A 12,153-nucleotide genomic window follows, 5' to 3' on the forward strand; every position below is an offset into this window, starting at 1 on the left:
CCTTAAATCTCGTAGTCTTCAACGGCCTGTTTAGCGTTATCCCCCAGGCGGCGAATGATGGTGTCTCGAACTTCCGCGTAAATGCGCTGATTCAATACCAGGTGCGACTCGGCTCGGTACATGCTGACCGAGCTGCTGCTCCAGTCCCAGAACAGGACATTGGTGACGTTCAGCGTGGACGAAAAATCAACCGAGCCCATAGACATCTGCACTTCGCCATCTACCGATTCGTCACACGAAGCGATATTGAAGACCCCACCCTTGTGGCGGCGGCTTCGGTTTTCAAAGAGCTTAAGCGGTTTGTCGCTGGACTGAAGTGCTTCAAGCGCTTGCTTCGCCACACCCACCATTGCCACAGCCGTTGCGCCGGGGACCGAAACCGCCGCTAAGGTCGATGCAAGGATTTTCAGGCCGACCTGATCCATGGTGAACAGCTTTTCGGAGGCCGAGTGCTTGGCATATTCCCGGCGGGTTGGCACCCACCCGCAGGCCCGGGACATCACTTCCATGAACTTTTCATACCAGCGCGGGCCCGTCAGGCTCGGGACCGCCCTGTTAGCCACCAAGGTCGCAAACAGAACGGCGTTTTTGATATCTTCCTTGTTCTGCATCGACATACCCGCAACAAAGGCAACCACGCTATTGGCAACCACTGCTGCACTTTCTTTCTTCTCCTCCAGTGTCAACGAACGGCGCGAGCGGCGGAGCGAGGGGCTGGTGGCCCTGGCCAGATGCACGTGCCCTTCAGGCAACTGACAACCTTCAATATAATCCAGGCAGTTTTCAGCACTGAGAGGGGCATCCATGTACGTATTCATGCGCAACTTCCTTTTTAGTTAAGAGTCACCCGTCTTGGGCAGTCATCAAACTAGCGCACTTTTCCGATCGTTTTAATTTCCGTTATTTCAAGAAAACTTTAGTTAAATATTCCCACGGTGCCGTCACGCGGCTAAATACACGGCCCGGTGATTTTTCGGCACTACTTCGTGGGTATTCACCTTAGAACGCTCTGACTTTCATCCCTATAACCAGGGACCTTTCTTACGTGTTGAACACCGAAAGTCACAGACGAAGTGCCGCCCCTCCTGTAGGAGCCAACTTGTTGGCGAAGGTCCTTCGGACCTATCGCAGCCTTCAGCTCCTACAGAATCTGTGTAGCGCCAAAAACCGTGGGACCGAATTTATTCGGGAAGGCTTCAGTCCTGACACCCTGCAACCTTAAACCACACCAAGTGCCACCCAGCTTGCTGCGCGACAGCGCGGCGTCGAAGACGTGGCGGACCCTCCTACAGATCGGGTTACGGCTTTTCCCCGTACCAACGCGGCGTATACACCCACTTCCCGCCATTGGCGCGGGGAAAGGTGCAGGTCGTGGATGAGCCAATCAACACCATGGTGCGCATGTCCACTTGGTCCGGTGTCAGTTCACCCAATGTAATCACCCGCAGCGTTTGCCCTGGGCGACCGATGTCTCGGCCCAAGGTCACCGGGGTGTTTGGGGTTCGATGTTGGCGCACGATCTCCAGTGCGCGGCCAAGTTGCCAAGGCCGGGAACGAGATATCGGGTTGTAGAATGCCAAGGCCAAGTCAGCTTGAGACGCCAGTTCCAGGCGTTTTTCAATCACGTCCCACGGCTTGAGGTTGTCCGACAGCGACATCACGCAGAAGTCATGCCCCAGCGGCGCACCGGCTTGCGCGGCGGTTGCCAAGGACGCGGAAACCCCCGGCAAAATCTCCAGATCGACGGTGTGCCATTGGGCGTTTGTCGACTCATGCAGCGCTTCAAGCACCGCCGACGCCATGGCAAATACGCCCGGATCGCCCGACGACACCACGACAACCGAACGCCCTTGCGCAGCCAGTTCAAAAGCATGCCGGGCGCGTTGCATTTCTTCGCGGTTGTCCGTGCAGTGCTGCACCTGATCGGCGCGAAATGGCCCGGCCATGCGCACGTAAGTTTCGTAACCGAGAATATCGTTAGCCAGCGCCAGTTCAGCCTTGACCGCCGGGACCATCAATTGCGCCGCGCCGGGACCGAGGCCAATCACCGCCAAACGCCCGCGCCCACGTCCGATGCTCAACACCTCCAACGGCAGCGCAGCAATTGCGATAGCGATGCCGTCACCGACGCAGATCGGCCCCAACACCTGGGGCAGCGCGTGCTGCGCCAGCTCACTGACCGATGCGTGCGCAGCGATGAATCGCAGTGGCACATCCAACTCAACGGCCGCCTGATGCAGCTTAGGGTTGGCCATCTCCGAATCGCTAGCCAACAAACAGGCCAACGACTGAAGAGCGATGCCAGCGTCAAGCAACGCAGCGCGAACGCTGGACGCCAGCTCGGGAATCGACGCACTCACCGCCACCAACACGCTACGTGGGTAGATCAATAATTCATTGGCCGAAGGTTCACGCTCGGCGCACGTCACATGAATCGCCAACTGCGCCTGATCATCCTCGGGTAACTGCGCGTCAGCCAACCAGGGTGCCGCCCCTTCGATACGCACGCGTTCGCCGGACAACAGGTCCGAGACAAAGCGCTTACCGAGTTCAAGATCACCCAAGGCGTACCCACTGGGCGGATTCAGCAGGCAGGTACCAAAGCGCAATTCGCCGCTGGTGGTAATGGCCGCAGCCACGTTCAGTCCTTGCGCGATCTCCCGAGCCATGATGTTCACGCCGCCCAGACCGCCCAATAAAGGTACGACCGCGCTGCCGTCTTCGGCCACCGCCAGCACTGGCGGCTCGGCGCCCTTTTCCAGCAACAGCGGCGCCAACGTACGAATCACAATCCCGGCGGCGCACAGGGCAATAATCGGGGTGCCCTGTTGATAGAGCTGGCGCAGCCTAGAGCCGAACTCGGTGTAGGTCCGGTCGGCGCCATCGACTCGGGTTTCGAGGCCATGGATCAACGAATCCGGGTACAGCCGTTGAATGCGGTGCGCGGTGTCGAGGCTGCCGTTGCCCAGAATGACAATGGCCGGTGCGTGCGCAGTCATCAGCCTTGCCACCGTTCGCCGGGAACAATGATCAGCGAAAAATACGGCGACGACATGGGCTCGACTTGATCCAACGGAACGATTTTCTGGTTGGACATAGTTGCGCGCTCAACATACAAAGCGCGGTCGGCCATGCCCAACTCTTCCAACACGTGGCGGACCTTAGTGAAGTTGCGGCCCAGCTTCATGATCACGGCGGCATCGGCGTCCGCCAGACGCCGCTTGAGTTCATCGTGGGGCAGCACGCCGGATAACACCGACAGGCTTTGGTTGCGATAGACCAGCGGCGCGCCCAGCACCGAAGCGCCGCCCAGCATGGAGCAAACACCGGGCACCACTTCAGCCTCATAACGTTCAGCGAGGCGGTCGTGCAGGTACATATATGAACCGTAGAAAAACGGATCGCCTTCGCAGATCACTGCCACATCGCGCCCGGCGTCCAAGTGCGCAGCCAAGGCTTCACTGGCCTCATCGTAGAAGTCACTGATGACTTGCTCATAGGACAACGGCGCTGGCAATGCTTCGGTGGTGACCGGGTAGACCAACGGCATCAAGGTTTGCACGTCTTGCAGGTGCGCTTCGATGATGCCGAACGCGTTGCCTTTCTTACCCTTGGCCACGAAGTAGGCAACCACGGGGGATTCGCGAAGCAAGCGCAGGGCCTTAACGGTTATCAGCTCGGGATCACCGGGCCCGACGCCGAGGCCAATCAAACGACCGGGTTGCTGCATCATTCGATCTCCGTGGCCAAGGCATTAACCGCAGCGGCGGCCATCGCGCTACCTCCGCGACGACCCTGCATGATCACAAACGGTACGCCCCGGCTGTTGGCCGCGAGCATCGCCTTGGACTCGGCCGCGCCAACGAAACCCACCGGAAAACCGAGGATCAACGCCGGTTTTGGCGCACCGGCATCGAGCATTTCCAGCAGGTAGAACAACGCAGTCGGTGCGTTGCCAATCACCACCACCGCACCTTCCAGATGCGGACGCCACAGTTCCAGTGCGGCGGCAGAGCGGGTATTACCCAATTCGCGAGCCAGCTCCGGGACGCTGTCGTCTTTGAGGGTGCAGATCACCTGATTGTTAGCGGGCAGGCGCGTGCGGGTTACGCCTTCGGACACCATGCGGGCGTCACAAAGAATCGGTGCGCCAGCGGCCAAGGCGTTGCGCCCAGCGGTGCCAGCACCGGGTGAGAAACGCAGATCTTCGATGACTTCGACCATCCCGCAGGCATGAATTACCCGCACGGCGAGTTTTTCCAGGTCGGCCGGGATCTGATCGAGCCGGGCTTCGGCACGAATGATCGCGAAGGAGTTGCGATAAATCTCCTGACCGTCGCGGATGTAATCAATCATCAGTACTGCTCCGTGAGTCGGCAGCGAACAACGCGCCGACTGCTTCTATAGTGAGGTCACGCGCCCGCAATGCGCCAAAACCTGGCTGCTGCGTGTCGCGAAAATAAAGGTCGTAATGCCCGGCGCGGGTTGCCAGCAAGGTCATTGGCGCAATGTGCGCGGCAGCGCAGGTGCGTGAGCAGGCCGTGAGGTGAACCGGCAGGCTCAGGCCGTGAAGCCCCAATAACGACGCCAGCTTTACGGCATCCGCTTTCGTATCGGCCACGCCTTTGATGCAGCCATCGGAGCCGGTGCAGGCGATGATGTTTGCCAAAGGCTGTTTGGCGTCGCAGATCAGTCCCGCCGCAAGCAGGCGGGTGATGACGGTCGTGGCGTCTTCGGCAGGCACATTGGGCAGCAACACGCTTTGCCACGGCGTCAACCGTAATGTCCCGTCGCCCCACTCCGTCGCCAGCTGCGCAACAGCGCGCAACATCGACGCGTCGAGACGACCCAATGGTACGGCGGCGCCGACCGCAACCCGCCCGGCAACCGACTGCTGATACACACCCAACGCCTTCGCAGGCAAGCCTGCTCCCACAGGATTTGGGACTTCCATGCCACTGTGGGACACACCCAACGCCTTCGCAGGCAAGCCTGCTCCCACAGGATTTGGGAGTTCCATGCCACCGTGGGAGCAGGCTTGCCTGCGAAGAGGACCGATTAACCGCTGCCCTACGGCCTGAAGAAACGCCTCAACCGGCATCGCTGCCAGCAGGTGGCGCATCCGCGTTTGATCCGGTCGCGCTATTTCAAGAAACGCATCCAGTACCGCTACCACCAACGCGTGCCCCTCGGCCAACGCCACCGCACCCAGCGGCGCATCATGAGCCGGACAACCCGCCAGTCCAAAGGCCAACAGGACTTCCCCGTCAACTTCCAGCGCCGACAACCACAGGTCATGGGGATGTTCGCGCATCATCAACGCTTCGCCACCGTCCAGTGAGATGGCGAATTTAGGCGACAGGTCATGGAAGCGGCTTTCATTCTGCAGCGTGTCGAGAATTTGCGCCGCCAACGGTCGGCTGTCGAACAACTGCTGCGGGTCAATCCCGGCCGTAGGGCTCAGCATCAGATTACGAACATCGTCGCCAGCGGGGTTTTTCGGCCCCAGGCCAGCGCTCAACAACAGCGCGACCATGGGATCTTGTTCGGCACCGATGCCACGAATCTGCAAGTTGGCGCGATTCGTCGCCTCGATCACGCCCCCGGCGTAACGCTCCGCTGCGTCAGCCACGGCTATCGCCTGGGTCGCTGTGATCGAACCGCCAGCCAATTTAATGCGGCAGATGCCGCCGTCCAGCGCCGGGACGATGCGCCACAACCCCGGACAAGCCGAGGGGCGTAAAGGCGATGCGGACGTCGGCTTGTTCAAAGGGTCACCCAAACTGAATTTGAAAAACGCTACAGCCCTATGGGCGCGGTATTATGCCTGCTTTGTCCGCAGGCATGAAAAGCCGCTCTGTCGGAACTGCTTATTTAAGTCGGTTGAGGAAAATGCATGGCACCGTGGCTGACAGTCGTGGGAATCGGTGAAGAGGGCTTCAAAGGCCTGGGCAAGACGGCTCGCCACGCGCTGCTGGGCGCTGCTCACGTGTTTGGAAGCCAGCGTCAGCTGGATTTATTGCCTGCTTGTATTCGCGCTAAACGCAGCCTCTGGCCCAGTCCGTTCTCCCTGATCGCCGCCCTCGAACAACGCGGGACGCCGATTTGCGTCTTGGCGAGCGGCGATCCAATGCTGTTTGGGGTCGGCGCCAGCCTTGCACGGCAGGTCGATGCCGAGGAAATGCGCGTGCTGCCCTCGCCGTCGTCCTATTCCTTGGCTGCCGCCCGCCTCGGTTGGGCGCTGCAAGAAGTGGTCACGTTGTCGGTAGTCGCCCGGCCATTGGCAGCGTTGAATGCTCAATTCCATAACGGCGTGCGCTTGCTGGTATTAAGCAACGACGGCAGTAGCCCCGCCGCAATTGCCGAGCTCATGCATGCCCGAGGCTATGGCCCAAGCCGCATTACAGTATTGGAGCATTTAGGCGCAGAGACTGAACGCCGCATCGAAGGGATCGCCAGCCAATGGATCGACCTGCCCATTGCCGCGCTGAATGTGGTTGCCATCGAATGCCGCGCCGACGTGGGCACACCGCGTTTGTCGATGCTGGCAGGCCTACCCGACAGCGCGTTCAAACACGACGGCCAGCTGACCAAGCGCGATGTTCGCGCCATCACCCTGGCCCGCCTCGCGCCAACGCCGGGTGAGTTGCTTTGGGACGTCGGCGCGGGCTGCGGCTCCATCGGCATTGAATGGATGCGCGCGCACCCAAGCTGCCGCGCGCTGGCCATCGAAGCCGATGAAGGCCGTCAGCTATTGATCGAGCACAACCGCGATGCGCTAGGCGTGCCGGGCTTGCAACTGATTCGCGGCCGAGCACCCAAGGTGTTGTTTGATCTGGAAACCCCAGATGCGATTTTCATCGGCGGCGGCGTCACTCGTCCCGGCGTACTCGACGTGTGCTGGCAAAAGCTGCGCTCAGGCGGGCGTCTGGTCGCGAACGCGGTCACCCTGCAAAGCGAAGCCACGCTGGTGGTCTGGCGCGAGCAGTTCGGCGGCGAACTGACCCGCCTGCATGTGGCCCAGGCCAAGCCCCTGGGTGAATTCGACACCTGGCGCCAAGCCTTGCCCATCACCCTGCTCGAAGCGATCAAACCCTGATGCGCGCCGAGACCGCCGAACAACCCGCGCCCCTGCGATCCGGTTACACCACCGGCAGTTGCGCGACGGCGACCTGTCTGGCGGCGGCGCGATTACTGTTAAAAGGCGAAATCAACGACGCGGTGCAAATCGTGTTGCCCAAGGGCAAGCACGTGCAGATGCGCTTGGAGTTTTGCCGGGTGTTTGCCGATGGCGCCGAAGCCGGGACGATCAAGGATGCAGGCGACGATCCCGACGTCACTCACGGCGCCTTGGTGTTTTCTCGGGTGCGGCTGATCGCAGAATCCGGCGTGTGCTTTGTGGCGGGGCCAGGCGTCGGCACGGTAACCCGTCCGGGGCTGGTGCTTGCGGTGGGCGAGCCGGCGATAAACCCGGTGCCGCGCAAAATGATTACTGAACACTTGCTGCAACTGGCCCAGGCATCGAACTACACCGGTGGTTTCGAAGTGACACTGTGCGTCGAAGGCGGCGAAACCCTGGCCTTGAAAACCATGAACCCGCGCTTGGGCATTCTCGGTGGGCTGTCGATCCTGGGCACCAGCGGCATCGTTCGACCGTTTTCCTGCGCGGCGTACATCGCGTCGATTCATCAAGGCATCGACGTCGCAAAAACCAACGGCTATTTGCACATTGCTGCCTGTACCGGCAACGCCAGCGAAGACACCATGCGCCGGGTCTACGACCTGCCGGAAATTGCCTTGATCGAAATGGGCGACTTTATCGGCGCCGTGCTCAAGCACCTGCGCAAAGTGCCGGTGGCCAAACTCAGCATCTGCGGCGGCTTCGGCAAAATCAGCAAACTGGCGGCGGGTCATATGGACTTGCACAGCCGCCACTCCAGCATCGACCTGCCGCAACTGGCCAATTGGGCCGCCACCCTCGGCGCCGACGACGCCTTGCAACAAGCGATCCGTGGCGCCAACACCAGCCAGCAGGCATTGGCCATGGCCAGCGCTGAGGGCATCGCGCTGGGGGATGAAGTGTGTCGTCACGCGTTACTGTTTGCCCAAAGCGTGGTGCCCAAAGAAGTGGACGTGGAAGTGTTCGCCATCGACCGCCAAGGCGGCATTGTTGGGCACGCCACGTGAAGCGCCTGTTATTACTGGGCGGCGTGACCGACGCACTGGCCATCGCCCGTCGATTGGGGCCGCAGCACATCTACAGCCTGGCCGGTGTGGGCCGGGTGCCAACTGACTTGACCTGCCATGTGCGTGTCGGCGGTTACGGCGGTGCCGAAGGATTAGCGCAGTTTATTCGCGACGAAGGCATCGACTTGCTGCTGGACGCCACTCACCCTTATGCCGCACAAATCAGCCAGAACGCGGCGCGCGCGGCGCAACTCAGCGCTATCCCGTGCTGGGCCTTGCGCCGAACGGGGTGGCAAGCGCAAATAACCGATGACTGGCGTGAAGTTGCTGACTGGCCCGAACTGATCACCGCCCTCGTCCCGTTCAAACGCCCACTGTTCACCCTCGGCCGCGAACCCTTGCAGCACCTTCATGAAATACCAGCCCAGCAGTTCTGGACCTTGCGCGCATTGGAGAACACCGTCACCCACACCCCCGGCAATGACCGTTGCGACGTCATCGCCGCACGCGGGCCGTTTTTGCTGGAGGACGAACGCAGGTTATTTGCCAGCCGAAACATCGACGTCCTGATCAGCAAAAACAGCGGCGGCAGCGCCACCGAGGCAAAGCTTGAGGTGGCGCGAGAGCGTCGGATACCGGTGTTGATTTTGCGTCGGCCAGTGTTGCCGCAAGTGGATCTGGAATTTACCGAAGTCAGTGAACTGCTGGAGAAGTTAGTCCAAACCCAATTTCTGTAGGAGCAACCGGTTGGCGAAGGTTGCAGAGTGTCAGGGTTGACGCTTTCCCGAATAAATTCGGTCCCACAGAATTTGGCGATGCACCGATGCCTGTTAGAAGCACCGAAGGCTGTGATCAGCCGAAATCTCTGTGTGTGGCTTGCCAACGAAAGCGTCATTGCAAGCGCACCATGTTTCAGGTCGACATCAGCAGTGCTATGACGGGCCTCTTCGCAGGCAAGCCTGCTCCCACATTATGAAATCGCAGAGCCGTTCCGGCCTCGCAGACCAACCAACGTTTGTATTTTCTTGGCCGCGGCATCTCGCCACGGGCGCTTTTTTTACTTATTCCGGCCATTCAGGCTAAATAGCGCCTTTGACGGCTTAATGAAACGGAAAGCACCCATGTCTCGACGCCGGTTGGCATTTGCCTGGATTGCCTGCTTTGCAGTGTTTTTCAACATGTTCGCCATGCCGATGACCAGCGCTGCACCGAAAACTGTTGATGAAGCGTTGTTGTGGGGCAGCTTTTGTTCAGCAAGCGGCACTCGGCTGGTGGCGATTTCACTGGGCAAGACTGAACAAAGCCCTGCGCAGAAAGACGATCACGCCGCCATGCAGCATTGCTGGTGCTGCGCAGGTTCGGCGCCGCTGGTGTCTGTGCCATCCGGCTTCACCCCGTGGTATGCGCTGCAAGCCGAAACGACGCTAGCGCGCGAAGTTCAATCTCCAAGTGCATTGTCCCCGCGCCAACAATGGCCGAGTCTCAACCCCCGAGCCCCTCCCCGCGTCTGATCCGAAGCCAAAAAAGCGCTGCTGACCACAAGGTCCGGCGCACCGGAATCGTTCACGCTGGAGAATCACCATGATCAAGAAGATCCTTATTCTGGCCGCTTTGTGCCTGCCTGCCTGTTTCGCCAACGCCCATGACTCCATGGTCGGCGAGTTACACATCGCCCAGCCGTGGTCGATGGAGTTGCCGCCGAACGCGCCAACCGTCGCGGCATATTTCGTCATTCATAACACCGGCAAAACCGCTGACCGCTTGCTCAGTGTCGACAGCCCTGTCGCCGGCATGGCCGACCTGCATGAACACCTGATGCAAGAAGGCTTGATGAAGATGCAGGAAGTGCAAAGCGTCGACATCCCGGCCGGTGGTGAAGTGAAATTCGCGCCAATGGGCTATCACGTCATGCTGATGGACCTGAAAGACAAATCGAAGCTGATCGACGGCCAGCATTTTCCGCTGACGCTGCACTTCGAAAAATCGGGCAATGTAACCGTTGAGGTCGCCGTGCAAAAGCAGGCCCCCGACGACGCCATGCACGACCACTAATACGTTGAACCTTTGACGTGAGCCGCACTTGGCCCTGCGCCAGTTTCCCCCTGCGCCCTGTTAGAAACCGGGGCACATGGCTGAGTCTGTTCGCCATGTTGATGATCTTTATCGGTCCGCTGATTTCTCAAGCGATGCCGATGGATCAACACGCCGCAATGTCGATGTCAGCCTCGATGCCCATGTCTGCATCCATGGACATGGCGATTGAGGCGCCGGCCTGCCAAAGCGCCGATCTGGCATCGGTGGCGACCGATCATGTGATCTGGGCCAAGTGCGGGTATTGCACGCTGCTGTTCAGTTGCCCCGCCGTGCCGCAAGCGTTGGCCTTTATTGGGTCTTCACCGCCTAAACCCAGCAGCTTTTATCGCGCCGACTCCCAGCCAGGCCACGCCCGGCAAACCACCTTCCCTCATGCCCGCAGCCGCGCCCCGCCGCTCTCGATCACACGGTAAAAACTCAATAAAGCGAACCGGCCAGTACCGAAAAGGTAACGGTGCCGGTCGATCCGTGTTTATCCCTGCCGGGAGCGCTGCACATGACTCAACCAAACGTGTCGTTCTACAACCTCGCCTGGCGTTGGCATTTTTATGCTGGGCTGTTCGTTGCACCGTTCATGATTCTGTTGTCGTTGACCGGGATTATTTACCTGTTCAAACCCCAGCTGGACAACCTGATGTACAGCGACTTGCTGTACGTCACGCAGGGTCAGGAACTGCTCAGCGCCGATGCGCAACAGCAGCGGGTGAACGCCGTTTATCCACAGGCGCCTGTCAGCAAATACCTGCCACCGCTGAACGCGCAAGGCAGCGCGCAGTTCGTGATCCTGCAAGAGGGCCGCGAGCTGAATGTGTTTGTCGACCCCTATCGCGGCGAGATTCTGGGTACTCAAGACGGCAAAAATAACCTGCAAGCCCTCGCACGTTCGCTGCACGGCAAATTACTGCTGGGCAACGTCGGAGATCGGATCGTTGAGTTAGCCGCCGGTTGGGCTATCGTGCTGGTGGTCTCGGGGTTGTACTTGTGGTGGCCGCGCGGTGCCTCAATGGCCGGTGTGCTGTGGCCACGTTTGAGCAAACGGGGACGCGTGTTGTGGCGTGATGTGCATGCGGTGACCGGTTTCTGGGGCGCCGTATTTCTGCTGTTCATGCTCCTGAGCGGCATGACCTGGACTGGCGTGTGGGGCAAGCAATTCGCCAATGTCTGGAACACCTTCCCGGCGGTCATGTGGAATGACGTTCCCAAATCGAATCAGCAGGCGGGGGTACTCAATACACCTTCGCGACAAACCGTGCCGTGGGCACTGGAAAACACCCCGATGCCAGTGTCCGGCGAGCATGCCGAACACATGAACCATGGGGGCGGGATGTCAATGCCTGCGAACCCAACGCTGTCGCTGCAACAGGTGGTAACCATTGCTACCGAGCGGCACATCGAACCGGGCTATAGCATCACCGCGCCCACCACTGCCGACGGGGTATTTACCATTGCCGTGTTCGCCGACGATCCCCGTCGCGACGCTACCCTGCATGTCGATCAATACAGCGGCAAGGTGCTAGCGGACGTCGGTTGGAAGGATTACAGCAACGTCTCCCGCGCCACGGAATTGGGCGTGATGCTGCACGAAGGCAAGTTCTTCGGCTGGGTCAATCAACTGCTGATTCTGTTGATCTGCCTGATGGTACTGCTCAGTTCAATCAGCGGTTTGGTGATCTGGTGGAAGCGTCGCCCACAAGGGGGGCTGGGTGTTCCAGCGATGCGCCACGACCTGCCCCGCTGGAAAACCGCCATCGTGATCATGATTGCTCTGGGGCTGGCGTTTCCGTTGGTGGGTATTTCGCTGGTGACCGTTTGGACGTTGGATTGGCTAGTGTTATCGCGAATTCAACGCCCCACTGCAAAACATGGCTGATC

Annotated in this window: 12 protein-coding genes; 7 read left to right on the top strand and 5 right to left on the bottom strand. The window is 59.9% G+C overall.

Annotation, left to right across the window (positions count from 1 at the left end; all coding sequences use genetic code 11):
- Positions 1-2 precede the first annotated feature (2 nt).
- From RHM65_RS02820 to cobG, 5 genes are all read right to left on the bottom strand, one after another.
- Positions 3-818 carry a hypothetical protein gene (locus RHM65_RS02820; RefSeq protein ID WP_322184223.1) on the bottom strand — a complete coding sequence of 272 codons (816 nt, stop codon included), beginning with the start codon at positions 816-818 and terminating at the stop codon, positions 3-5.
- 480 nt (positions 819-1,298) lie between these two features.
- Positions 1,299-2,999 (bottom strand): precorrin-3B C(17)-methyltransferase, encoded by a 1,701-nt coding sequence (gene cobJ / locus RHM65_RS02825; protein ID WP_322167477.1) that lies wholly within the window; start codon positions 2,997-2,999, stop codon positions 1,299-1,301.
- Entirely contained in the window at positions 2,999-3,730 is a 732-nt protein-coding gene (locus tag RHM65_RS02830; RefSeq protein WP_322170696.1) for a precorrin-2 C(20)-methyltransferase, read from the bottom strand. Before RHM65_RS02830 ends, cobJ begins: the two co-directional genes overlap by 1 nt.
- Positions 3,730-4,356: a precorrin-8X methylmutase gene (locus RHM65_RS02835; protein ID WP_322167476.1), complete on the bottom strand. Its 627-nt coding sequence runs from the start codon at positions 4,354-4,356 to the stop codon at positions 3,730-3,732. The genes RHM65_RS02830 and RHM65_RS02835 overlap by 1 nt, the downstream gene beginning before the upstream one ends.
- Positions 4,349-5,770 carry a precorrin-3B synthase gene (gene cobG / locus RHM65_RS02840; protein ID WP_322167475.1) on the bottom strand — a complete coding sequence of 474 codons (1,422 nt, stop codon included), beginning with the start codon at positions 5,768-5,770 and terminating at the stop codon, positions 4,349-4,351. Before cobG ends, RHM65_RS02835 begins: the two co-directional genes overlap by 8 nt.
- A gap of 126 nt (positions 5,771-5,896) precedes the next feature.
- Between cobG and cbiE the strand changes: the two genes are divergently transcribed.
- The 7 genes from cbiE (at position 5,897) to RHM65_RS02875 (ending at position 12,151) form a co-directional block, all read left to right on the top strand.
- A complete protein-coding gene (gene cbiE, locus RHM65_RS02845; RefSeq protein WP_322167474.1) occupies positions 5,897-7,099 on the top strand; it encodes a precorrin-6y C5,15-methyltransferase (decarboxylating) subunit CbiE in 1,203 nt (400 codons plus the stop codon).
- Complete coding sequence (locus RHM65_RS02850; protein WP_322167473.1) at positions 7,099-8,187, top strand: cobalt-precorrin-5B (C(1))-methyltransferase; 1,089 nt, start codon at positions 7,099-7,101, stop codon at positions 8,185-8,187. Before cbiE ends, RHM65_RS02850 begins: the two co-directional genes overlap by 1 nt.
- Positions 8,184-8,924, top strand: a complete 741-nt coding sequence (locus RHM65_RS02855; RefSeq protein WP_322167472.1) for a cobalt-precorrin-6A reductase — start codon at positions 8,184-8,186, stop codon at positions 8,922-8,924. The genes RHM65_RS02850 and RHM65_RS02855 overlap by 4 nt, the downstream gene beginning before the upstream one ends.
- 384 nt (positions 8,925-9,308) lie before the next feature.
- Entirely contained in the window at positions 9,309-9,698 is a 390-nt protein-coding gene (locus tag RHM65_RS02860; protein ID WP_322167471.1) for a DUF2946 domain-containing protein, read from the top strand.
- A 70-nt stretch (positions 9,699-9,768) separates the two neighbouring features.
- Positions 9,769-10,239, top strand: coding sequence for a copper chaperone PCu(A)C (locus RHM65_RS02865; RefSeq protein ID WP_322167470.1), 471 nt, complete (start codon positions 9,769-9,771; stop codon positions 10,237-10,239).
- 50 nt (positions 10,240-10,289) lie between these two features.
- A complete protein-coding gene (locus tag RHM65_RS02870) occupies positions 10,290-10,694 on the top strand; it encodes a DUF2946 domain-containing protein (RefSeq protein WP_322170693.1) in 405 nt (134 codons plus the stop codon).
- A gap of 83 nt (positions 10,695-10,777) precedes the next feature.
- The gene (locus tag RHM65_RS02875) at positions 10,778-12,151 is read left to right on the top strand and encodes a PepSY domain-containing protein (protein WP_322167469.1); all 1,374 of its coding nucleotides are present in this window, start codon (positions 10,778-10,780) and stop codon (positions 12,149-12,151) included.
- Positions 12,152-12,153 lie beyond the last annotated feature (2 nt).

The sequence above is a fragment of the Pseudomonas sp. CCI4.2 genome, assembly GCF_034350045.1.
Lineage (GTDB): Bacteria > Pseudomonadota > Gammaproteobacteria > Pseudomonadales > Pseudomonadaceae > Aquipseudomonas.

Excerpts from the sequence above, each read along its gene's own strand:
- RHM65_RS02820 (WP_322184223.1), bottom strand. The coding sequence starts at position 818 with ATGAATACGTACATGGATGCCCCTCTCAGTGCTGAAAACTGCCTGGAT.
- cobJ (WP_322167477.1), bottom strand. The coding sequence starts at position 2,999 with ATGACTGCGCACGCACCGGCCATTGTCATTCTGGGCAACGGCAGCCTC.
- RHM65_RS02830 (WP_322170696.1), bottom strand. The coding sequence starts at position 3,730 with ATGCAGCAACCCGGTCGTTTGATTGGCCTCGGCGTCGGGCCCGGTGAT.
- RHM65_RS02835 (WP_322167476.1), bottom strand. The coding sequence starts at position 4,356 with ATGATTGATTACATCCGCGACGGTCAGGAGATTTATCGCAACTCCTTC.
- cbiE (WP_322167474.1), top strand. The coding sequence starts at position 5,897 with ATGGCACCGTGGCTGACAGTCGTGGGAATCGGTGAAGAGGGCTTCAAA.
- RHM65_RS02850 (WP_322167473.1), top strand. The coding sequence starts at position 7,099 with ATGCGCGCCGAGACCGCCGAACAACCCGCGCCCCTGCGATCCGGTTAC.
- RHM65_RS02860 (WP_322167471.1), top strand. The coding sequence starts at position 9,309 with ATGTCTCGACGCCGGTTGGCATTTGCCTGGATTGCCTGCTTTGCAGTG.
- RHM65_RS02865 (WP_322167470.1), top strand. The coding sequence starts at position 9,769 with ATGATCAAGAAGATCCTTATTCTGGCCGCTTTGTGCCTGCCTGCCTGT.
- RHM65_RS02875 (WP_322167469.1), top strand. The coding sequence starts at position 10,778 with ATGACTCAACCAAACGTGTCGTTCTACAACCTCGCCTGGCGTTGGCAT.